This window comes from Brenneria nigrifluens DSM 30175 = ATCC 13028, from assembly GCF_005484965.1.
In the GTDB taxonomy this organism is placed as follows: domain Bacteria; phylum Pseudomonadota; class Gammaproteobacteria; order Enterobacterales; family Enterobacteriaceae; genus Brenneria; species Brenneria nigrifluens.
The window spans coordinates 2,598,428-2,620,807 of the sequence record NZ_CP034036.1; the positions used below are offsets into that span (position 1 = coordinate 2,598,428).

The window sequence follows — 22,380 nt, forward strand, 5'->3', positions numbered from 1 at the left end:
TTACGGGTTTACGGGATTTGGTACGCAAGTTTGTAATTTCCTGCCGTCACAGTGCGGAACGTCACGCTGTCTGTGCGCCAACGAACTTCCACTTCTGCCGGCGTCTGCAACTTCCAACTTGATGCCTCGTTGACGTTCAGCACCAGGCGGTCGATTGTCGCAACGTCGGTCGCCGGGTCTGTGATATCAAGAGCAAACGCAAACGCGAGATAGTCCGGTACACCGCCGTTGGCGTCAAAAAACTGCGTCCACTGTGCTGCGTTGATGCCGCCGATATCTGCGGGCGTCATACCGTCAGTGATGAGTTTTGTCGCTCCTACCGTGTCCGTAGTCAGCGCACCGATATCAACCCATTGCCCGCCGCGCCATACATGCCAGTTCACTAAATCCCGCGTAACAGCCACACGAACCGCGCCGTCATTCGTCTGCGTTGCTGTTAGGGTTGCGGAGTTGATTTGTCCAAATGCGGCAACTGACAATAATGATTCTCGAATGGCAATCTGATACTGAGGAGTAAATAAAATTTTCACATCCGTCGCAACAGGAGAGACAACGTTAATCTGCGATAGCGACGACAACTGCGATTCTGGTATTTCCCCTGACTGCGAAAATCCGTTGTTATTAAAATCGTCGGCAGTAGCTGGCGCAGCGACAGGGAAAAGCAAGCCGTTGCTCGAAGAATACCAATCGGACCCGGAATTTATCATAAACATGGTAAATGGAAATAATGATAACTCCCTCAGTGTGATATAGCTGCTACTCGCACTGGAAAATAACTCTTCTATTAGCAATCTATATGATGAGTATTCCGCAGGGACACTATCAATTATAAAACGTCTTACAGCACCGGCGGTATTATTCGTGTCATTAGTGACGGAATGAATTGTTTCCCACGTATCACCGCCATCATTACTACCCTGTAATTTCCATGTCTTAGGGCTATTAATGAGGCCGGCGGCGCGGTTCACAAGGGAGTACCCAGACAAAGCCTTTGCACCCGGCATATCTATTCTCAGCCATTGCGGATTTCCCGGCGTTGGGATTGCGCCAGTAGCACCAACCCACGCATCAGAGCCAGTTCCAGATACTATACGTCGGTCAAATGCGAGGTATGCGTTATATCGAGAATCATAAATTGATGACGCAGATGCGACATAACCGGACGGCGATGTGTTTGATGTCATTACAGGGATAATAGATTCGTCCACACCGGAAATTGATAACGATCGAGATCCGTCCTGAACAGGAAGAGAGTAAAATTCTCCCTGAACAGATGTGGTATATGTTCCGCCAGTATAGGCACTTAATTGGCCGTCAAAAACAACGGCATTAGTTGAATCATAATTTAGTTCACTCTCTGCATTAAAATCATCAATCACGTATGTCTGATTTGTCGCGCCCGCAGTTTCTTTCAGCGCATACGCCGTTAGATTAAAGGCATTCTGCGCGCTGAAACTGAATGAGTGATTCTGCCCGGCTGTCGCGCTGGGGCGATCAACAACAATATAACCGCCACCGCCGCCGGAACCGCCGCCCACCGCGCTGATTATCGTTTTCCCGCTAACCGGGTTTTGTCCCAGCGTGACGCCCGGCCCCGCCTCCAGCGAGTTGATAATTAATGCCTGCGCCTGCTGGGTGAAATCTGTGATGTCAGAAACGGTGTGCGTATGCGACGCTGCCGCTGCGCCCATTTGCGCCGGTGTGGGCGCTAGATTGCCGGAACCCAGCAGCGACTGGCCGAACAGCGAACGGATATTGGTGGCGGAAACGAGCGCCGCTTGTTTCGCGTTCCAAGCCGTTTTCTCGGCGGGAGTAGCAAATTTGCGGTTCGCCGTCTCATTAATCTGGTCAGCGTCATAATCCCCAGCCTGCGCCGTCACCGCGCCAGTGCGCCCGAACACCGACGACACGCCGGAAACTGTGGCCGCCTGCCCCTGAACCCAGTTTGCCGCCACTGCCGGGTTATCCCCGCCATTCAGATAAAACAATGTATCGATATCTGCCTGCGCGCATATGGTCAGGTTCGACGACGACGCCAGCGCCAGCCGTGCCGCCTCGTCCGCAACAACAACATACCTGGACGTCAGCGTTTGCAGCAGCGCCGCGGGGATTTTACCGGATGCATCCAGTTGCAGCCAGCCGTTACCGGTGTTTGCCAGCGACGTTTGCACATACCGCGCATCGCCGCGGGACTCGTTAAAATACTGCGGATGCGGATCGGCATCATTGATATGCGCTGTAATAAGTGCGTCGGCCGTTCCCGCCGCGTCAGCGCCCACATCGCTATATTCCAGCGTGACAGTGCCAGATTTGCCGTTGACAGACCGTACCTGAGTTGCACTCATATTGTCGATGCGTTGTTTCAGAAATTTTGTGCGGTTCGCCAACGCCTGCGCCTGTTCGTTCGCCGGACCAATATCCGTCCCGTCATACCCGCGCACCGGCGTGTCGGTATCCAGTCGCAGCACGTCCGCCGTAAATTCTGCGGTTTCGGTCAGATTAGCCATTTCAACCCCTGTATGTGTACTGGCCGCTATACGTCACGGCCCCATTAAAAAAAATGTTCGTAATCACCTCACCGCTTTCTACGTTCTCCCATTCGCATAGCGGCGTCAGAACCTGCGCGCGAGCCACAACAGTAAAGTCAGCTCCGACATCAGTCACTGTGCTGAACTGGCCGCCGGCATCCGTAACCATCCGTTCCGTGACGGTCGCGCCACCCGGCAGCGTATAAATCAGCGTGATATCGACATCGGACACAACAACGCCGGCATTCGCCGTCAGCTCGCCGGATAGCACCCCATCGACCAAGGTCAGCGTCAATTTCAGATTGGTGTAGATTTTAATGCCATCCCCATGCCAGAACGGCGCCCGGAAATTGGCATAATGCAGGCCGAAGCCGAAAGGCGTGTATGTCAGCGTGCGAGCCTGTTTCGTCCCGACACCCTGCGGCCTTGGTATCAGGTCGTAATCAGCGACGAGCTTTTGCGATCCGACATCAAGATATTCGGTGAACACCGGGCGCATGGTCATATCCTGACCATCCAGAATAAGCGCGCTAGTACCAAGGATGTAATCGGTAGCTCGCTTTATCTCGTCAATCGTCGCGATGCTGTTGTTTTTGAATATCTTCGCCTTAATCATCCGGCGAAAAAGATCATCACTGACTGCCGCCGGGGCGCACGCTGGGTAAAACGTCCCGACTGGACGCTTGGTGTAACCAACGATGCGACCGCAGATATCAAGCTGTTCACCCTCCGCACTGTCAATGTCCAGCATGACCTGGATTTTCGATAACTGGTCTTCAATGCTAGATTGCGCGATATCCGGCAGCGTCAGCAGTAGCGAGATCAACTTCGGGGCATTTTTGTATTGCCAGTACGCCCGCGTCAGCGCCTTATTGCGGTGTTGCATAGGAGACCTCGATACCATCAGCGGAGAACACGGCCAACTGGTTAAACGCGATCGGGATGGTGCTGTACGTCACATCGCCCGCGTTGGTGCCGACGGTGATCGATGCGACGTAATCATCATTGCCCACGATTTTATTTACTGGCGTGAACAGGCGTCCGGCGCCCACGGTTTCGCCGATGCGAAATCCCTGTTTTGCAAATCCGTTCGTTTCGGGAAAACCGTTCAGTGAATAATCAATGATCGCCTGTTTGATTTCGTTATCGGCAGCGCTGGTCAGCGTGTCAGAGACGATTTCCACACGAACATGCGAGGAAATGTATTCCGGCCTGAAAAACGTCGCGTTGAACGGATTCCCGCCCGGCGTGGTGGTGTCTATGCTGATCTGGTTCGGGATGCCGGTGTTATAGCGGTTCAGTCCGCAACCGGGGTTTTTCCGCGCCGCCAGCGCGGCCACGATGTCAGCTACTTCCCCGCCGTCAATAAAGATCGCCATTGAGTGGCCCTCGATGCCGTTCGCGTCTGGCGATGACTCGGTGTTTTCGTAAATGCGCACCTTTTTTACGCCGTCGATGTTTACCAGCGCAGCGTAGATGTTGTCGATCTGGTTGTTGCCGGGCAGCGCCACTGATTCATTGCGCCGGATGCGGAATGCGTCGTCTGTTTCCTCATCAGCTCCCAGCGACGCGGCGTCAGGGTTTGTTACTGACGTGATGCCGCCGACGGGCGTGGCAATGATTGACAGATTATCGGTGTTGGCGCCCTGCGCACCAGCAGTGGCACAGGTCACGCCTACTGTGGCGCTCCCGGCGTTATTGGTCGCTACAATGGTATCCGTAGCCCAAATCGTATTCGTGATACGGTTGCGGACCAGCGTCCCGGCGGGGATTTCCACCAGAGGTGTGCCGGCGAAAACCACCATCGCGGTTGAAAACGTTGCATCCTGCCGCGTGATGCCCGCGAATGCTGCGATGCGGTCAAGCTGCTGGCCGATGGCTGAATTCGGATCAGCAGAGTGATAGGCGTCAATTACCCCCTCATCGAGATTTGCCAGCGTTTCGCACCACGCTGCAATAACGAGTCCGTCCGGTGATTCCGGGTTGATGTTCCAACCGTCATCGATATCCAGATAGCGCTGGCGCATCACGGTTAAATAGCTGTTTAACGTCGTCCCTGTTGCGCCGTCTTTTGTAATCTCAGCCATTAAATGATTTCCTCGTTAAACAGCAGTTCGAACTGTTCGTTATTGGTATCCACCAGCGACACATAAACGGTGATTTTTCGGGTTTTCTGGTCGATATCGAATTCGAACTGGTTAATGCCGACAACGCCCGGCGCAGTCAAAATCCGCTGCTTGATGTTCGCCGCGGCAATATCCGTCTGGTTTTTGCCTAAAATGCTCTGAAACCACGGCGTTCCCTCTGTCACGTTAAGGAAGTATTCACCCAAGAACAGCCGCAGACGCCTAATAATCCCCTGCTGCGTCGCCTCTTTTCCCGTTGCGAAGTGGTCGTCGTGCGTGACGATATCGCCGTCTGTAAAATTGCGGATCACGGTTCAGGCTCCATAAAAAAGCCCCAGCGGATGCCGGGGCGTGGTGTTATCTTGGAAGTTCTCACACAGCCAAGAAGGAACTGACAATGAAAATTGACTTAATACTTTGCGGGGAAATTCTTACCAAGCTAGGTGAATACTACCCCACACCTGCCCGCAGTGAACAGCTTTCAGAAATAGAAAAAATCGCAGGCGATGACGAGGATATCCTCGTTGCCAATCTCGTTTATCTGGAACAGCACCGACTTTTAGTTAGCGGAATTAAGCGCGGACTCAATGGTCACGTTATCTATACAGGTGGACTGGTGCTAACAAAAGACGGTATCGACTACATTCGGGAAGATGGCGGGCTTACAGCATTACGAGATAAAGCTAGCGCCAATTACCAATTGCATGAGGCAATTCTTTCCGAGCTGATTCGTCAGATACAGGCGTCACCCGATACCGATCGAGATAAAGAGGCCCTCGCATCTCAGCTTCGATCGCTTCCCGCCGAGACCATAAAACACCTGTACATGAAACTACTGGATCAGGGTGTTTCATATCTGCCGGGCGTATTTCAGCTAATTCAAAAATTGCTCCGCCCGGAGTGAGTTCATCATCGGGGCGCACCATTGTGAAGCGCCCCCATCCGATATTCTTTCCGAGAAACATCCAGAAATCGAACTGGAAATTTGCGCTTAGATAAAGCCCTCCTGGCTGAAAAACTGCCGTCTGTACCTTTGCCTGTTTCATTTTGGTTCCTCTGTTATTGCGGGCCATTGGTGTTGCTTCCGCCGCGCTCAACGCCGCTATGGACGTGGTTGTCAAAATCAATATCGCCCACGGACAGACCGCCAGCGGTGACCTCAGTTCGACCGTTTAATGTCGTTTTGCCGTTGTGTGTCACGCCCTCATGCGAAACCGTCAACGAAACGCCGCCACATGTCAGGGTTATCCCGTTGTCTGTCAGGTGAATGCGTACCGAACCATCGCGATTACCCATACCCATACCGGATGTAGGCAGATCGGGAATGGCTGTTTTCAGCGATCGATAGCCGGGGGAGAAAAACGCATCGCTGGCACTGAACATACGCATATTATGCGGCGCGACAGGCCCGCCCTGATCAAGCCATGTATCGATCGCCCGTTGGCTAAAATGGATAACGCCCTCAGTCCCGACGGGTAATTCATGGAAAACAGTCCATTCTTTCGTGCCGGAAAAATTAACAGGCACATTCTCAATAATTGATAGTGTTTCAAATGAATCGCCGTTTTTGCGTTGAATTCCGCATTCAACCTGCGCACGCTGATTATCAGGATTGTATGAAATGATCTTTCCCGGAAGACACACCATAAGGCGCGATACAGTGGCTAATTTGGCCGCTTCAATGGCTTCATATAGCGGGTTTTCCCTCTTTGTCGAATCCATCAATAAACCCTCCCGTTTTCAAACCGCAAGTTCGCTGAAATTGTCGTTTTCCACAGGTCGCCGTAGAAATCCCCCTGATGCATGGTTGCAAGAACGGCAAACTTCCCAATGCTGCGCTGTTTCTTAGATGCCTCACCTTCGCCAGGGCGGTAAACATCGCTGAATCCGTATGTTTCGAACTCTGAATAAACATCAACCCAATCCAAAATGCGGATGCGGTGATCAAGTTTGACGTCAACCTCTATCTCTCCGATGTATATTCTCGGTACACCTTCCATACCATTAAATGCCCGTACCTCATGGGTAACATTACGAGAACGCCCATTCCTAAAAATAACTATCCGCGTGCTCTCAAAGAACCAATCAAAATCATAAATCCTTTTCAATTCGTTCATTTCATAGATAGCACTTCCAACACGCGTCTCACCGTAAATTGCAGGGGTAAGATCTGAGAAATCCCCAATAATATCTATGTCAGTTTGAAACACGCTGGCAACATCACGAATTATCTCTATTGCCGGTGTATTATTTCCCCACGTTTTATTGACCGACGCCTTACGCCATCGGTCGAAATGACTCCAGCAATAGAAGCGAATATATGTGGACGGGCCATCTTTCCCGGTTTCGATGTTGTTTATCTGCCCCCTGAAAATTAATCCGTTACTATCGTTATAACCAGCATAAAGAAATAGCTGATCATACTCTCTGTATATGCGCCTGCGCGTTTCCCGCGATATGCCATACATGGATATATTGGCGCTGGCTTCATGGTTGTTTGGTGATCCGGCTACAGAAAAACGGATTTGCATGGGTGGTTCATAAATTAAGTCTTCGCCTCCCATGCTTGATTTTATTATCAGCTTGTAGCTTCTTCCAAAAATCACGCTCATGACGGATACCATACCAAGTTATTCTTCTCCCCAAGATTGGCGAGCGTTGGCGTTTCGCCTTCCAGCACGATTTTACCAATACGGGTATTCAGTCCAGCCAGTAGATTTATGCCAACATGCAGCGCCCTTCCCAGTGCGATCGGGTTGTTGTCCGCATCGCGGATATCCACCACAAAATAGCTATACCGGGTTAACCAGCGGACACGAAAGGCGAGATTATTGTTACCCAACTGAACGGAAAACTCCTGGTCAGTTACAGAATTAATTAACGGAATGATATTCACTGTAACGATACCTCGCCTCTATTGATTGTTGCCTGCCCTTGTGTGGCTGCTGTGTCGTTTTGTGGCAGGTTTGCATTTGTTACATCTGCGCTGCGATTGGCATTAATTAGAACCAACTGACGCATTTCAACCACCAGTTCAAGCCCACCCTCGTTCTCTTTATTGCGCTGCTTTCTTGTGTTGGTAATGATCATGTTGTCATAAGACGCGCCGGCGGAATCAATGACCGTGAGAATTTCGCTGTTTCGCTGTGACCATCGCATTCCGTCTAACGCCTCTTGCGACCGTTTGTTTCCTGATGCTGTAACAGAAAGACCAATGCTTGCGGCGACACCCGCCAGCGCTGCCGTTCCGCCACCAAGCAGCGAGCCGACGGCACCAGCGGCCACACCCGCACCAATCCCACCCAGCGCTGAAAACTGGCCCGCCTGCGCCATTAATGACTTAACCGGGTTATCAGAGATCGCCACTGTCATAATCAATACCAATGGGCGTGTAATGGCGTTGTCGTTGGCGGTATACCCGTTTTCAAGGGGGTATTCACTAACCACGGTAGGAAGTTCGCTAGATTCTTCCAGAATGGCATCAAAAAAAATCCCGCGTATTTGTGGGCGGGATTTGTTGAATATTCCGACAATGCTCATTGGATATCAGACTCCTGTGATAATTTCAGGTTTCGTCCGGCTTCCGCCAACCCCTCTCTGGTTCCTTCCCTTGCCCCCTGTCGAGCAGCTTCCTTGACCGCAGTCGGATCAGACGCCCCTCTTGCATCAACGGTGGAATGAACGGTTACGGTGGTTTCTCTTGATGAATTTCGACTTAAAAACTGCTGGTCAAATTTCTGCTTGTCGTTGTAATACCCCATCGTTCTATCGTAATAATCCAACCCAAAATTAGAATCTACGACACCAGCTATTCGTTGTGGCTGAACGTACCCCTTGCCATTTTCATGATCGATGATTCCCTGCATGAGACGAACCATCATTTGCTTGTCGTTATAATTTAACCTCTCGTTTCGACCTTTTCCGATGGAGCGAGAAAGTTGCTCGGCGTAGGCAGCAACATTATTACCATCAGATGCTGGTGCGTAGGTTTTGATTATCTCATCAATGGTGTCCTTCCCTCGGCCGAAATACAGGCCAAGCTGTTGATAGAGAGCCTCAATACCCTCATCCATAGATGAAAAGACAGCAAAACGACCATTCGTTCCACTTTCCTTTCTGGCCCCTTTTTGCCCCATGAAATTCAAGTTTCCCGGATTGTTATTCCGTATTCCTCTTGGAGCGGCATTGCCTGGGATATCATTTGCGTTGGGATTGGGTCCTGTAGGCATTCTTACTGGACGCTGAGGAACTAGGTTGTCTTTCAGGCCAAAGAACCCAAGAAAATCACTGTACGGATAATTAATATTTTCATTGAGCCACCTTCCCGCCTGACGCTTGTTATAATCCCAAGAAGATGAGGCGCTATCTTTTATATTGTCGAAATCATTATAAAAATATTCCGCATAAGCCGCAGCGCCAAGAATGGGTAGATTGCTAAGAAACATCTTCCCTCCTTTTTGTGCTGCATTTATTGCAACAAGTATCGCTATGCCCTTAGCGGCCTGCTCAAGATATGGCATGGCTTGATCTAATTTTTCAACAATCCCTTGTTTATTATCCATTAACCATTTATCGGCACGACTTGCCAGATCTGTTAATTTTGGAGTCAACCTTTCACTTATTGAGTTACCCAACCCTTCCAAGTTTGTTGTTAAATTCTGAACCGCCGTATTATATTCATCAGCAATTCGTATTGTTTCAGGAGTGATAACTCTCCCTCTCTTGTTATATTCTTCAAATTGCTGCATAACCCAATCAGGGCCTTTTGATAAAACATCCTGCTCCGTGACATTGAATCCAAGCCTTTTTGCAAACTTTGTCAACGCGTCAGGGTTGTTAGACAGCTTCTGCATTTGCGTTGCCGCCCACATAAGCCCAGATTGGGAGTCTTGCAAATCGCCCAACTCATAAGGATTGATCCCGGCATTTCTCAGCGCTTCCTTACTGATTCGACCTTCCCTTGCATCATCCCTGAGTGCGTTTATTTTCTCTATTGCACTCATTGCGTCCTTAACGTTGCCGCCCATAGACTCAAAGGCATAGCCCCAGCGGAGAACGTTGTTAGGGTCAATAATATTTCGCTTAGAGAAGCGATCCAGTTCAGAGACAAAACCCGCAAATTGTCGCGTCAGTTTATCGAATCCAAAGCCAGCAGTAAGCGCTGATGCCATTTGCAGCATGTTATCAGTGACGCCTTTAAATGCTGCCCTTGCCTGATCAAAACTTTTTGCATCGGTTTCTAAACCAAGTGAAACCAATAGTTCATCTATAGTTTGTGCCATTGTGCTATTACCTTCTTAGAAATAGAGCCTGCCACATAGGAGAACCAGCCCAAAGAGGCAGCACAGACCATACCGGCTTCCTCAGGCTCTATTCCTAAACAGGTTCTTTGGTGGATTTTGCGCATGTGGTGCGCGGATGTAAAAAATCCCGCCATATGACGGGATCTTGTTAAATTTATTCTTAGTAAGAACTCACCAAGTATTGACACTTATCGGAATTAATTTGAATGATTTTATTTCTTCACTATATTGTATACGTCCGTTTAAAGAAAAATCATATTCACCTGTTGATATATTATTCACGCTGGCAGGCCAAAAATCATAGACATCAACGACGACCCCTCTTTTGTCTATTGCAGATAATTTCATCTCAATACCAATAGGAACATTACAATTATTTATAACTGTCGCAGCGCCCTTTAGGTATTTGTCTTTTCCATGCCCATCTACAAATTTAGCATTAAATTCTTTTACTGATATGTCTTTTATGCTGCACGACAACTCATCAGCGTTTGCCATACTGGAAACAAATAACAGGATAAAAATAAGCACCCTCACATCCTTGCCCTCAACCAGTAATATTCGGAAACATCCTACCACCGGTTGACGCGCCGATCACCATACCAGCAACGAAAAAACCCGCAGCTAAGCGGGTTGGATTCATTAATCGGCTGTTACGCAGCCACGCCGCTCACTCCAAGCATTTTAGAAATCTTAGCAATGCCCTTAGCGGTTACGAGCGCCTGTTCAACTATCTTCTCGCTACCATCCGAACGGGAAACGGTCGTCACTTTATGTTCCAGATAACCAGACTGGATCTTGTCCTGATATCCCAGCCACGCCTTGCCGCCGGCACGCCGGTAAATCCAGTGCTGCTCCGACAGGGTTTTGAACAAGAACTTCGGCTGAACCTGCAAATGCTTCGCTGCGTCGGTAATGCACATGCTACCCTCTGCTTTGGTGGCGATACGGTCGAACGCCTCCACATCCGGACGCATCTCGTCAACCTGGTGCGTCAGCGTGATGACTTTTTCAGAATAGGTAAGCAAAGCTCCGCGCAGAAACTCAGGGTTGTTAAGCGCAACCATAGGATCGGCCGTTGGCCTGCTTAACGATTTTAGCTTCTCCAGAACTGAGCGACGAACTGCTTTTGATTCACGCATGCCGATAAGGGTCATCTGATCCATATTCAGAATGGTGTAGTAGGTTTTATGCCCTGTTTTACCAACTACGAAATTTTCGTAGTTTAAATCTTCACCAATTTCATCATTAACTCGTGCGTGAAAATCAGATGGTCGAACAGGTTTTTCACCAGCCTCTTTACGGGATGGGTTAATAATGTTGTTCAGGAAGTCCAGACTGGACATAGTGACAACACCATTAGGTACTGCTAAAGTAGATTTAGTCATTTATTTGCCTTTTTGACTAATTGATAGATGCCAGTAGCTGAACCCTACTGGCGTTTTCATTTGCACTACTGCAAATTCTTGATTGCTCCAGTCATTTTTTCGAGCATGTCCTCTTTACGCATAACCACCCAGCCGTTACGGCGAGCCAGTTCTGTGAAATCATTCAGTGTCAGTACGATTTGATCTTCTCGTAGCGGCAAGGACTGAGCCACCGCACCGTTTGGATGAAGATACAAAAGCACTCGATTACTTTCAGCAGGTAAAGACCACGAAGCGGGAGCCTTGCCCTGCTCCAACTGACGAGGTAACAATTCGCCATCCAGTGCCAACTTATGCACGTATTCGATCGCCAGTGGCAGCAACTCTGGTGCCAACTCGTCAATGCTTGCCACATTAAAGCGCTGGTGAACGTAGCTATACGCCTCTGGATACATAATCCCTTTCTTGCCCACCAGCAGGTTTACAGCATCACGTAATGGTGTGCGTTCATCTGTGTTTGTCTTACGGGGATTGGTTACCTGCCCCTTCGTCCAGTATTCGTAGAGGACGTCATCGCATTCATTCTGATAACGGATAACGCGATCGCGGATCTCGGCTTTAACCTTGTTTGGGCTGATGGTGTTCAGCCAGGCGGCTAGCTTGCGCAGGGCGAGGCAAATCATCTTCTGAATGCCACCGGCGGTGGGTATAGAGATTTCCTCTATGCCTTTGGAAAACCGCTGTTTCAGTTTCGTGTACTGCCCCATCCAATCCATACCCATGCCTTCAACAATCGGCTTCATTGGTGCGTACGGTTCGCCGCAGTGATTAACGACGAAAAGATCTGTTCCATAAAACGGCACATTGATGGCGCATGGTGCTGTTGCTATACTGTTCATGTTGGTTTTCCCGCAAAGGTTGACTGACAAACAGAAGCCCTGACTATCGCAAGTAGTCGGGGCTTTCTCATTTTTGATTCGCATTGGCACGCTGCCCCTTTATGCGATTCATTCTTTCCGTAAGAAGCTTCACCAATTCCCCATTCAGCGAACGAGAATTAAATTCAGCCTCAGATTCAAAAAACTCCCTCACATCAGACGGCATGCGTAATGGATATGGTGTCGGCCTAACTGTTTTTTGACTCATAAGGACTCACTATTTTATTCAGATAAACAAGATAATCACCCAAGAGTGGATCATATGGACTCACTTGTCAAGCGAGTATCACCTGATAGACTCCCATTAAGTGAGTCTTATGGAGTCATATTAATGTCAAGAATAACGCCATACCCTTTACGGATGCCCGCCGAAATGAGAGAGCGGTTAGAAAGTGAGGCTAAGGAATCTGGCAGAAGCCTTCAGCAGGAAGTGATGAAGCGATTAGAAGTATCTATGGCTCTTGATGAGCTAACAGGGGTTGCTGTGGAATACCTACCAACCTTAGTTGAAGACCTTCAAGCTGGGATAGAACAAGTCAAGGTGCTGAAATCGGAAAACAACGAACTAAGTAAGAAGTTAAAAAATTTGCAATCAGAAGTATCGGCTTCGTTTTCCATATCAGGAACAGATCGCTCAAACCTAGCTTTAATGAAGCTAAAGAAGGCGTACGCCCATATATCGTCTGGATTGGATGAGATAAAAAATCTCATACCAGAAGACAGCAAATAGACTGCTGTCTCCCGGCTACCCTTTAGATTTTTCCCTGGCGCGTTCTACGCTCTCGATCGCCTCTTCAATCACGTCATGCATGGCCTGCACATCATCAATGGTATAGGTGCCGTCGATCATATCCGACCATTTAGCCAGCGGCGGGCAAGCATCGCCCGCCCCCAGGCACGGACGCCAGAGAAACCAATCTATTCCGCTGTCGTTTCGCTCGTTGTCTCGCTTGCGCCGTTTTCGCTCCCTGCGCTGAGCGTCCAGAAAGGGCCGATGTTCTCCTTAAGCACGCGACCCAGCAACAATAGGTAGTTTTGGATCTGGTCTTGAAACAGGTTTTCGGCCACCGGGATGCTATCGGCGTCACGCACGATTTTACCGTTTTTGATGCACAGCTCTTTCAGCCGATTGAGCGATAATGCATCCATGCTGGCAAGCGCGACGGCTAACCCCATATCAGATGCACTATCACCCAGCGCTGGTAGTACGCTGTTTTTTGTGGCGATCTGAAGCATTTCCAGTTGGTCTTTTGCTGACGGCGTGGCGCCACTGTATGTCACACCGTCGATTTCAACTTCAATCTTACGTCCCATTTAAAGCCTCACTTAATTGATTTAATTATGTTTCTTCTGAGTCTGCGAACTCGAAAATGAATGATTCGTCCGACACGCTGGTTTTGCCGCCACGCGTCATCGAGCCACGATTAGTTAGTATCCCATCAAACCCCAGCACGGTTTCAGTCGTCCCGGTCTGGAAAAACGTGAACGTAGCGTCCACACCGGTTTTCTCCACCGCCAGAATCTGGCGTACCTGGTCAGAACCGGGCATCAGGTTGATGGTAAGGCGTTTTGGCCGCGTCTGGTTGTCCAGCCTTACCGACGTTTTGCCGATGCCCCTTTTCAATGTGGCGCGTGGCTCCAGGTCTTCAATTGTGATCGGCGGATCGGTATCGCCGAAATCGTCAATCGGAATGCCAAACACCGTCAGGTTGGCGCCATCTGCGCCATACCGTTTCATTGTCATAGTGTGTTACTCCACAGTGATATTGATTTCGGCAACATGGCCGGCACGCGCCAGAATGACCAAAATTGATGTTGGCGGATAAGTACGCTCTTTGCGTTGGCTGGACGTTAGTTCTAAAACATCCTCGGGCGCAGAGCGCAGCACAAAGCCGAATTGAGCCGTTTTTGTCTCGCCGTCGTCCGGGTCAACATACGATCCAGTACCCAGCACGCCGTTGTCATAGAACCGTTTGCAGGTGGCCGTAATTGCCGACAGCAGCCCAGCATAATCCCGCGGCGTCAGCGCGCGTTTTGAGCCGGCGTTTGCGATGTAGTCGTAGCCATCCACCTGAATGTGGTTTTTCAGCACGTCCAGATTGACTACATCATCGATAAACTCGCCGTAGGACGACATTGACTTACTGTTGATCACCCGGCTGTTGTCTGTTTCTCCAGCCAATTCAATCTGGGTGAAGAACACCGCATTTTTGGCTTTCAGTGCGTTATATGCGCTGGTGGTGAGGTCATCACCGCTGATGCCCGGCAATACCTGGTATTCACCAGTAATGGCAGTATTAGTGCCAGTCGGCCGGAATTTATGGAACGCCGCAGCCAACTGCACCATTGCATACGCCTGTGATGCGTCAGCAGTAACGGACGCGGCTGATTTGTACCCCGCAAACACATGGCGGTTGCCTTTGGCTTTCAGCGTAGAAATCACATCGGTCGTATCGTTCTGGTCGATAATCGCGTCAGCGCTGAACGTAAACCAGAGCGGATGGCTGGTGGCGTCCGACCAATCAGCCAAATCCGGCAAAATTGCCGTAGTCACATCGGCGTTTTTGAAAAAGTAGTGATAGCGCCATAGGCGGTCGTTCGCGCTGTTGATTATTTCCAGCAGCGTATCGGTCGCGTTCTTCATCCATACCGTGATAGTCGGCGGTTTCGGTATGTTGGCAAAATAGCGCGTAGCGATGCGGTAAATGTCGCTGGAGGTATCAAAGTCTGCCGCAATTTCAGTGACAGAACCGTAATCGCGGTAGGTGTCTGCCGCGAACGTCACGCCCTGTGCCAAATCGGCTGCGTCAGCAAAAACCAACGCGCTGGAAAAATCTGCATATCCCAGCCCCGCCGGTGTCAGCAGCAGGTTTACCGGAATGATGTTATCAACTGGATAGGCCATCGGGATGTTTACCCCTCGTTGGTAAATTGAACATGGAACCCTGCGGCGCGCAGCAGTTCGTAGGAAATGGTGTGCTCGATGAACAGGTTAATGTCGGCCTGCCAGCGTGGTTGAATGCCTGCCTGCATAATCCCGGTGAGATTCCGGCATGTACTGACGTGGCGCCAGGCTATTTCGTTGCGGTAAAGGAATTCACTGACGGGCTGGCGCAAATTGGCGTTATGCAGTCGCATGATTGCCGCATCTGCGCCCTCGTTGATAATGTTCACTGAAAGCATGAACTCCATCGACGTGGCCACGGTTTCGCGCAAGTCCTGCCATTGCCCCAGCGCCGGATCTGCCTCTTCCGTTGCCGGGATTAATTCGCGCCGCCGCTGCGACCAGCCATAGGCGCGGATGGGGATAGGTTTGTAGGTGGCATACAGACCGGTTGGCGCATCACGCCCCTGATCGGCCAAAATGACCGTATCCACACCGGAAGTCAGCGACACCAGTTCCTGAAATACGGTGTACAGATCGTCAATACTCTCCATCAACCGGCCCCCCGATATCGTTCAACAACCGCACGACAGAAATTGCGCCATGGCCGATTGTCGCAGGATTGAACACGCCACTGTCGCATCACCTGCCCGTCGCTGAACTCCAGCAGATCGGCGAATTTACCGTTGTCATCTGGGTAGAGATAATTCACGCCGTCGTTGATATGCACCACACGCGCATCCTGTGGGTTAGCCGTCCCACCCATACCCATCAGCATTTGCATATCTTTCCACTTCGCAGGCTGCACATTGACGCGGGTCAGTTCGACGGTTTCACCTGGCTGCTCCTCCCAACGACCGCCGGGTCCGGTGTAGCCACCCGCCCCCGCGCGGATTATCCGCACGCCGCCGTCAATGGGAGAATTGAACGTTGAATCGATATGACCGTGCATATCCAGACCGTTACCGAACATCGTTAATCCTCCACGACATGGGTAATGGCGCCTTTGAGTGTGCCGTGATTAACCAGTGGTTTATCTGAGCCCTTCTGCCTGATAGTTGACGGCGCGTTGGCCGGCTCTATCCCGGATTCGATCGCTTCCTTGCAATAACCTGCCGCCCGCGCGCCGATCTGATCCAGCATCTGAAAGGCAGTGATTTCTCCGCGCGTGACTGCGCCGGTCAACGCACGAAACGCCTTTTTGATATTGTCCTGATTCTGTCGGAGTGGGACGCGCAAAAGTGAGCGTTCGGGAATATTGATGGTATGCGGACCGGTGACGCCCAGCTGCATAAGCCCTGCACCGTCTTTCATGAACCGCACCTTTCCGGCTACCGCATCCTTTTCATTTCGATATCCGTAACTGGTACCACCTGGGTGCTGAATAGTGCCACCAAACTCATTTACCGCGCCAATAACAACCAACGGCGTACCATCTTCGCTGTTACCAGAACCGGCGGGCAAACCCACCAACACCCGGCGTTTAGCCATGACGCGATCCTGAATCTGCTTAAGCTTTTGCGCGATTTTATTACCGCCACGCACCTCCGCATTGAGTTTCATATCATCAGCCCCCCGGTTCCCGCCCGGCGACGCAGGCGCATGAATTCCACACCGTACGCCGTCAGCGGCAGATCGCCGTTAATCGTCAGGTCATCCATTGTTACCGACGGCACGGCGAACGATGTAGACTCGTCGCCCACCGATTTACCAGAAATCGCATAGGCCGCCCCGACATCGCCGCTGGCGGAACGCTGGCGCATCACCAGGCGGTGAGCGGCAAACGCAAACATACCGCGCTTTTTAATGCTGACCACTCGCCCATCCGGGTACACGCCCCAGCGCTTACCGGTTTCCGCGTCACCTTCTTCCAGAGCGATAACTACCCCTGAATCCGGCCACGTTGTTTCGTCGCTGAATTCGGGGTAATAGGCCCGGAAATCAGCCACGATTTGCGCGGTAATTTCCATCGTTACCCCCATAAAGCAAAACCCCATCGCGGCGACGGGGTTTATTCGGTTTCGGTAGAGTTACCGCCGGGATCGGACTGTTGCGCCAGGGCTTCGTCAATGGCTTTTTGCAGCGTTTCCGCTTTGGCCGCAGACGGAGCCTTTTTACCCAGTAGCTGTTCGTATTGCTCACGCAGTGTGGTGATGTCCGGTTCTTTTTCGTCTTCCTGTTTCTGCTGTTGCGCCAGGGCTTTGTCTTCCTCATCATGCTCCGCGCGAATCAGACCAGACTTAACGAACAAGTGATTGCTGAAGTCCCCCTCAACCAGCGCAGAATGACCGCGCGGAATGGTGACGCGTTGCCCGGTAACAGCGTCGGTGACGGTTACTGGTGCCGTGTGGATATTGAATAATTCAGCCATTTTATACCCCGTCAATGTAGTGGCCAGCTTTTGGAATTCTCCATTCCGTCCCGCCGGTACGCAGGATTGCCGGAACCTTGAAATTCACGTTATCCGCCGTGGCCGGAGCCAGGAATCGGAGAGGCATGACATCATGGCCCTTCACGATGCGGATCTCTTTCTTGTACACCGCCATACGATCAGCGCCAGCGACACCCGCACCTTTCAGTAGGATGTCATCCTCAAACGTGATGTCAGGGAAGTTGGTGCGAAGGAACTGCAACAGCGTAACGTTGGAGGCGTTCTGCGTAGACAACAGCGTACGGGCCAGCAGTTGGAACTGCGCAGGCGGCAATACAAACGTATTGGGACGATGAACGGTCAGCGTATTGTCCAGATAAACGGTGTTATACGCGTTACCGAAGAAATCAATGATCGGTTGCGTACCGTTCGTCGGGATAGCAGCTACCAAGGCCGTGAGGTTAGATGCCGCTACCTCTACCGAAACATTCGGGCTGGTGTAAAGACCCTCACCGACGCCCTTATCGCCAAGCAGATAGATTTTGTTCAGACCTTGTTCAACAACATCACGCACCGCCTGTCCGCGCTCTGCATCCAGATTGACGTTGTTTAGCATGGCGTATCCAATTTCCTCAATCGAATACGTGTAACCCAACGCCGCCGTGGTGATGTCTTTGAAGCCTTGCGACATCGCAATGTCAACGGTCGGCACATCGGTGGAGTTAGGTCCAAATAATTGCAACTCACCGCGGGAGTCAATGGAACGGAACATTACCGCCTGAGCCCAGTCTGGCGCGCTGTTATCCAGCGGTAGCAATGTGCCATATTTAAACTGCGGGTATTCGATACGGTAAATTTCCGACTCGATATGCGCAGCCTGATTAACTAAAAACGACAGCGCGGAAACCGGGCTGACGTCAAATACGCTCTTTGGCATGTCAATTTTCCTTTCTTATGCGCTTACGTTCAGAATGCCGTCAACGCGGATTTCGCCGATCTCGCCAGCAACCACGTCATAAACCCACTTAACCTGATTGAGTACCAGTAAGTTTTCGCCGGTACCGGTGGTGAGGCGTCCCTGATTATCACCAGCAGCTAAAATGACGCTGGCGGTATCACCCGCGCTGGCGCCATCCACGCATAGAGCGAACATTGGGCCACGACGCAACACTGAAGCCACGGCATCGACCGCATAACCAGTTACATAATTGGCCGGATTGGCTGGTGCTGACGGGCTGGATGTCGCCATTGAGCGAACAGAGAAACCGATAATTTCGGCAGCGGTCGTTGTTGCGGCAATGGGTGCGCAACTACGATTCTCACTACCGCGGATAACCGCACGGCCAAACTGAACCAGAGCGTTTTCCACTTTACGGGACACGACTTCAACAACATCAGTCGTTGAAATCTGGCCCTCATACGCCTTACCGCGATAAAGCGTAAAATCATCCTGAGCAATAGCCATTATTTGCCCTCCTGTTTGCCATAACGTTTATCCAGCCATGACTGGCGAACGCTATCGCGCGTCGCTTGTCCATTGCCGGTTTTAACTTTTTTCATGTCACGACTGAAATTGCGAATCGAATCATCAGAACGCTGCTTATCGCCGTCCGGATCATCCTCATCCTCGTTTTCTTTGCGCTCTTCTTCAGCATCGAAATACGCCGTGACATACGCTTCAGGGGCCTTATCCCATGATTCGTATTTGCGGCATTTGATGCCGGCAGAGTCCAGCGCGGCGCGTTTGATTTTCAACGGATCGAGTGAGTCGCAGGAGAATTTCTCACCAGCGATTTTCGCGGCGGAATCACGGACAGAAACTACCTCGGCGATCAATTTGGAAATCGAGTCCTCGGAGGTTTTCTCTTTCAATTTCTCGATCTCTTCGTCTTTCGCGTCAGCCTTGGCCTTTTCCTTTTCCAGTTCCTCTTCCGTCTGGTCTTTAGCGGCTTCGGCCTTTTCTTTCTCTTCCTCGGCATCCTTGACGCGCTGGCGCAGGCTGTCGATAGTCGATTGGATCAGCGTATGTGCGTTTTCGTCGGCCACTTCGACCTTAACGCCACTGTCCAGCGTCACTTTTGGCATGGGTTTTACTCCCGTTGGTTTGTTGTCGAACAGACGCGCCTTGTGTCCGGCGCGAGCCTGGTCACACAACGCAATGTGGTTGATAAATATATCTCGCTGAAAGAGTTCATACGGGGTGCCATCCGGCGCGATTCCGGGGGTATCTTCGTATTCAGACGTGTAACCAGCGGACAGTTCCGCTTTGCCGCGGCTAATTTCGTCAATGGCCTCCTGGTCTTTGATCAGCAAATCGACAACAACGAAATCGCCATCACGTCGACCAGGTGAAACTGCGTGTCCAGCGGTTACCTCTTTAAAGGTGGTGGCGTCCACGAGGTCATCAGGATGATCAACGGTAACGTCTTTGTTGTCGTAACTCGCCAGACTATCCAGTTTGAAAACTTCCTCCGGCGGTCGGTAGACATTGACTATTTGACCGGGTGGCCTGTCCGTTAATCCCAACTCGGATGCCAGATATTGCTGGATACCGACGCGAGCAACCCGCCCGGGGACTTTTAGATAGCCCTCAGGAGTGATTTCACGTTGAGACGGGATAGGATAGGACACGCGGTCACGAACAGTGATCCGCATAATTTTTCCTGTTAGTAGTCGAGACCTTTGATTTGAGCAATGGCATGGCAGCGGCAACCGATGTGAGCCCTACCGGGGAATAGTCCGGTCTGGCCTTTGTAGGTCGCCCCTTTAGACCAGAGGTAAACGCCAGCGCCGAGTCCGGTGTCCATTCGGGAGATAGCAAAACACGAAACTTTAGCGTAGGGGTATTTCCCTGCTGGGTTGCCGGATACCCGCACATCCTGAGACGTTGACCAGCGAAAGCGATCAATACCTGCGTTCTGCTGGCGCGCGCTGGTGATGTCGCTTTGGATTTTCGCTGTTTGGTCCCGTGCTATCAGATGGGCACGGTTATAGGTTGCGCCCGTAACATGCTGGAGGTTACGAACTATTGTAGTGAGAGAATCGCCGCGCAGAATACCGTCATACACCTGCATCTGGATGTCTTCAAAATAATCCGATGACAGCGATTTAATCAGCGCGACGTTGCTCTCTATTGACGCATCGACATAATCAACCAGGTTTTCATTGACCATCAGTGCGGTCATATCGATACCAATAGCCCGGTTAATCTGTTCAACAAACGCTTCGGTACTGTCGGACTCAGCGCGACTGACAACGCGTTGAGAAAGCCGCTCTGCCTGACGTTGAAAGATCTGACCCTGAAAGTTTTCCGCCGCCTGGCGTATGGCTTCTTTCAGAATGTCAATGAGGTAGCTATCGGCCGTATAGTTGCGGCGCAATACCGGAACCAGTGCCTCATCGACCGCCTGCGCCATTTGCCGAATGATTTCACGTAACTGAGCGCGGTAATAACTCTCAGCGTCATCATTCGGTTTGATTGGGCGGATTGGTGCCCGTCGGCGTACTGGTGTTTTCGCCAGTAGTGTTTGCAGGCTCTCCAATCCTGAATAGGTAATCACCGTCCCGCTCTGCCTTTTCGTCAGTTTCGAGCCCGGTAATATCAGATTCGTCGATACCATAAACGCCTTGCTCCATCAGTTTTCGCGCCACCTGAGAGGGGCGAACGACGCGTTGTTGCAGGCGTATCTCATCCGCCTGAGCGTCCGCCAGCCGTTGCGCTGATAGTTCGGTGTCTGTCGGCTGCGCCAGCGGCGCAAACTCGAAATCAAGCCCATCGGGCATGGTCCCCAGCGTCGAGCGGATCAATACCTCATCGATGCGCTTCAAGAATGGCCTATACTGCGACTCCTGCCCGCCGCGGATGGTGTTGTAGTAATTGTTCATGTCGCCCTGACCTGAGTCGCCCAGGCCTTTCGCCTGGACACCAAACAGGCGCGTCATGGGAATACCCGCCGCACCGGATGTCCATTCCATTAGCGCGTTGAGTATTTCCCCCAACCCGCCAAACGATAGTTGTTTACGGTCTAACTCCTCGTCCTTATCCAGAAGCGCGAGACGATACAAGGATTTCATCATGCCGAAGATGTTGTATCGCTTTGCTATCGCATCATCCATGTCACCAGACGATAAATCGTTAGCCAAATTAGCGCGGTTGATGACATCAATGTTCGCTTCCTGTATCAGCGAGGATATGCCGGATTTTGCCGATACCGCGTCTTTGATATCTTCCATGCAACGACGTAGCCGACTATCGTCCCACCCGGAGTTAATCATGCGCCAGCGCATCGGCAGCGGCGCGCCCGGTGCCGCAACAAAATGACTGTAATGAATTTGCTGGGTGCCGCCGGTTACCACGTAGTAATCAGGCATCATATAATTCACCGCCAGCGGATCCGTAACGTTGAATGCCTGTCCGTTGATGAACATGCGATCCAGCACCAACAAGCGTTTAAGTGAGCCTTTTTTGATTCTTTCCATGGCCAAGGGCTCATCGAACGGTTGATCGGTAATCATCAGCACGCCAGCGCCCCCGTAAACGCCAGCCCACTTAAACGCCTCTTGCGTTATGGATTGGACGTTATAAAACTTTTCCGCTTCACGAATGGCTGTGGAGTCATCAGATGAGAACTCGCGCCACTCTCGCGTAGCGTCATCAACTGGATAATCAATAATCGCCCGCGCTATCCAGTTTTCGACGTATGCCGCTTCCAACTCCGTAAAATCCTGCATCACGCCAAACATGAACCGGTTGAACATGCGGCGATCGCGACCGGTTCCCATCCCTGTCATGACGTTAGCTAGGCCATCACTGGTCACGCGCAGACCGTCAGACGTTGCGCGGACGCGTAGTTTTTCGGTCAT

Annotated in this window: 28 protein-coding genes; 2 read left to right on the plus strand and 26 right to left on the minus strand. The window is 51.1% G+C overall.

Annotated features, from left to right (window positions below; genetic code table 11):
• Positions 1-8: 8 nt before the first annotated feature.
• From EH206_RS12190 to EH206_RS12205, 4 genes are read right to left on the minus strand one after another with little or no spacing between them, the layout of a single operon-like run.
• The gene (locus EH206_RS12190) at positions 9-2,507 is read right to left on the minus strand and encodes a discoidin domain-containing protein (RefSeq protein WP_009113067.1); all 2,499 of its coding nucleotides are present in this window, start codon (positions 2,505-2,507) and stop codon (positions 9-11) included.
• 1 nt (position 2,508) lies between these two features.
• On the minus strand, positions 2,509-3,414 hold the full coding sequence (locus EH206_RS12195; protein ID WP_009113068.1) for a baseplate wedge 1 family protein: 906 nt from the start codon (positions 3,412-3,414) through the stop codon (positions 2,509-2,511).
• A complete protein-coding gene (locus EH206_RS12200; protein WP_009113069.1) occupies positions 3,398-4,615 on the minus strand; it encodes a baseplate J/gp47 family protein in 1,218 nt (405 codons plus the stop codon). The genes EH206_RS12195 and EH206_RS12200 overlap by 17 nt, the downstream gene beginning before the upstream one ends.
• Positions 4,615-4,965 (minus strand): contractile injection system sheath initiator, encoded by a 351-nt coding sequence (locus EH206_RS12205; RefSeq protein WP_009113070.1) that lies wholly within the window; start codon positions 4,963-4,965, stop codon positions 4,615-4,617. The genes EH206_RS12200 and EH206_RS12205 overlap by 1 nt, the downstream gene beginning before the upstream one ends.
• 86 nt (positions 4,966-5,051) lie before the next feature.
• Here EH206_RS12205 and EH206_RS12210 point away from each other — a divergent pair, with 86 nt between their 5' ends.
• Positions 5,052-5,558, plus strand: coding sequence for a hypothetical protein (locus EH206_RS12210; protein ID WP_009113071.1), 507 nt, complete (start codon positions 5,052-5,054; stop codon positions 5,556-5,558).
• A 155-nt stretch (positions 5,559-5,713) separates the two neighbouring features.
• On the opposite strand, the gene EH206_RS12215 is transcribed toward EH206_RS12210, so the two are convergent.
• From EH206_RS12215 to EH206_RS23630, 9 genes are all read right to left on the minus strand, one after another.
• Positions 5,714-6,376: a Gp138 family membrane-puncturing spike protein gene (locus EH206_RS12215; protein WP_009113072.1), complete on the minus strand. Its 663-nt coding sequence runs from the start codon at positions 6,374-6,376 to the stop codon at positions 5,714-5,716.
• The gene (locus EH206_RS12220) at positions 6,376-7,266 is read right to left on the minus strand and encodes a phage protein (protein ID WP_009113073.1); all 891 of its coding nucleotides are present in this window, start codon (positions 7,264-7,266) and stop codon (positions 6,376-6,378) included. The genes EH206_RS12215 and EH206_RS12220 overlap by 1 nt, the downstream gene beginning before the upstream one ends.
• Positions 7,263-7,550 carry a phage baseplate plug family protein gene (locus EH206_RS12225; RefSeq protein ID WP_009113074.1) on the minus strand — a complete coding sequence of 96 codons (288 nt, stop codon included), beginning with the start codon at positions 7,548-7,550 and terminating at the stop codon, positions 7,263-7,265. Before EH206_RS12225 ends, EH206_RS12220 begins: the two co-directional genes overlap by 4 nt.
• The gene (locus tag EH206_RS12230; protein WP_009113075.1) at positions 7,547-8,194 is read right to left on the minus strand and encodes a phage baseplate protein; all 648 of its coding nucleotides are present in this window, start codon (positions 8,192-8,194) and stop codon (positions 7,547-7,549) included. The genes EH206_RS12225 and EH206_RS12230 overlap by 4 nt, the downstream gene beginning before the upstream one ends.
• Positions 8,191-9,936, minus strand: coding sequence for a hypothetical protein (locus EH206_RS12235; protein ID WP_009113076.1), 1,746 nt, complete (start codon positions 9,934-9,936; stop codon positions 8,191-8,193). Before EH206_RS12235 ends, EH206_RS12230 begins: the two co-directional genes overlap by 4 nt.
• Before the next feature lie 192 nt (positions 9,937-10,128).
• Positions 10,129-10,488, minus strand: a complete 360-nt coding sequence (locus EH206_RS12240; RefSeq protein ID WP_040343231.1) for a hypothetical protein — start codon at positions 10,486-10,488, stop codon at positions 10,129-10,131.
• A gap of 122 nt (positions 10,489-10,610) precedes the next feature.
• Positions 10,611-11,345 (minus strand): phage antirepressor KilAC domain-containing protein, encoded by a 735-nt coding sequence (locus EH206_RS12245; protein ID WP_009113077.1) that lies wholly within the window; start codon positions 11,343-11,345, stop codon positions 10,611-10,613.
• Positions 11,346-11,410: 65 nt separating this feature from the next.
• On the minus strand, positions 11,411-12,223 hold the full coding sequence (locus EH206_RS12250; protein WP_040343906.1) for a phage antirepressor N-terminal domain-containing protein: 813 nt from the start codon (positions 12,221-12,223) through the stop codon (positions 11,411-11,413).
• Between the two features lie 67 nt (positions 12,224-12,290).
• A complete protein-coding gene (locus EH206_RS23630; protein WP_083832785.1) occupies positions 12,291-12,470 on the minus strand; it encodes an Arc family DNA-binding protein in 180 nt (59 codons plus the stop codon).
• Positions 12,471-12,593: 123 nt separating this feature from the next.
• Between EH206_RS23630 and EH206_RS12260 the strand changes: the two genes are divergently transcribed.
• Positions 12,594-12,992 (plus strand): Arc family DNA-binding protein, encoded by a 399-nt coding sequence (locus EH206_RS12260; protein ID WP_040343232.1) that lies wholly within the window; start codon positions 12,594-12,596, stop codon positions 12,990-12,992.
• A 188-nt stretch (positions 12,993-13,180) separates the two neighbouring features.
• Here EH206_RS12260 and EH206_RS12265 read toward each other — a convergent pair whose 3' ends face one another.
• Genes EH206_RS12265 through EH206_RS12325 form a run of 13 tightly spaced genes read right to left on the minus strand, consistent with a single transcriptional unit; the run spans position 13,181 to position 22,380 of the window.
• Entirely contained in the window at positions 13,181-13,576 is a 396-nt protein-coding gene (locus EH206_RS12265; protein ID WP_009113079.1) for a phage tail assembly chaperone, read from the minus strand.
• A gap of 25 nt (positions 13,577-13,601) precedes the next feature.
• Positions 13,602-14,006 (minus strand): hypothetical protein, encoded by a 405-nt coding sequence (locus EH206_RS12270; RefSeq protein WP_009113080.1) that lies wholly within the window; start codon positions 14,004-14,006, stop codon positions 13,602-13,604.
• Between the two features lie 6 nt (positions 14,007-14,012).
• A complete protein-coding gene (locus EH206_RS12275; RefSeq protein ID WP_009113081.1) occupies positions 14,013-15,167 on the minus strand; it encodes a DUF3383 family protein in 1,155 nt (384 codons plus the stop codon).
• Positions 15,168-15,175: 8 nt separating this feature from the next.
• Positions 15,176-15,700 carry a phage neck terminator protein gene (locus EH206_RS12280; RefSeq protein WP_009113082.1) on the minus strand — a complete coding sequence of 175 codons (525 nt, stop codon included), beginning with the start codon at positions 15,698-15,700 and terminating at the stop codon, positions 15,176-15,178.
• Entirely contained in the window at positions 15,700-16,119 is a 420-nt protein-coding gene (locus tag EH206_RS12285) for a hypothetical protein (protein WP_009113083.1), read from the minus strand. Before EH206_RS12285 ends, EH206_RS12280 begins: the two co-directional genes overlap by 1 nt.
• 2 nt (positions 16,120-16,121) lie before the next feature.
• Positions 16,122-16,709: a hypothetical protein gene (locus EH206_RS23410; RefSeq protein WP_009113084.1), complete on the minus strand. Its 588-nt coding sequence runs from the start codon at positions 16,707-16,709 to the stop codon at positions 16,122-16,124.
• Complete coding sequence (locus EH206_RS12295; protein ID WP_050815608.1) at positions 16,706-17,128, minus strand: DUF4054 domain-containing protein; 423 nt, start codon at positions 17,126-17,128, stop codon at positions 16,706-16,708. Before EH206_RS12295 ends, EH206_RS23410 begins: the two co-directional genes overlap by 4 nt.
• A 29-nt stretch (positions 17,129-17,157) precedes the next feature.
• On the minus strand, positions 17,158-17,517 hold the full coding sequence (locus EH206_RS12300; RefSeq protein WP_009113086.1) for a hypothetical protein: 360 nt from the start codon (positions 17,515-17,517) through the stop codon (positions 17,158-17,160).
• Position 17,518: 1 nt separating this feature from the next.
• On the minus strand, positions 17,519-18,454 hold the full coding sequence (locus EH206_RS12305; protein WP_009113087.1) for a DUF2184 domain-containing protein: 936 nt from the start codon (positions 18,452-18,454) through the stop codon (positions 17,519-17,521).
• Between the two features lie 15 nt (positions 18,455-18,469).
• Positions 18,470-18,982: a structural cement protein Gp24 gene (locus tag EH206_RS12310; protein WP_009113088.1), complete on the minus strand. Its 513-nt coding sequence runs from the start codon at positions 18,980-18,982 to the stop codon at positions 18,470-18,472.
• The gene (locus EH206_RS12315) at positions 18,982-20,172 is read right to left on the minus strand and encodes a DUF2213 domain-containing protein (protein ID WP_009113089.1); all 1,191 of its coding nucleotides are present in this window, start codon (positions 20,170-20,172) and stop codon (positions 18,982-18,984) included. Before EH206_RS12315 ends, EH206_RS12310 begins: the two co-directional genes overlap by 1 nt.
• Positions 20,173-20,183: 11 nt before the next feature.
• Positions 20,184-21,077 carry a phage minor head protein gene (locus EH206_RS12320; protein WP_232216497.1) on the minus strand — a complete coding sequence of 298 codons (894 nt, stop codon included), beginning with the start codon at positions 21,075-21,077 and terminating at the stop codon, positions 20,184-20,186.
• Positions 20,983-22,380: a DUF1073 domain-containing protein gene (locus EH206_RS12325; RefSeq protein ID WP_009113091.1), complete on the minus strand. Its 1,398-nt coding sequence runs from the start codon at positions 22,378-22,380 to the stop codon at positions 20,983-20,985. The genes EH206_RS12320 and EH206_RS12325 overlap by 95 nt, the downstream gene beginning before the upstream one ends.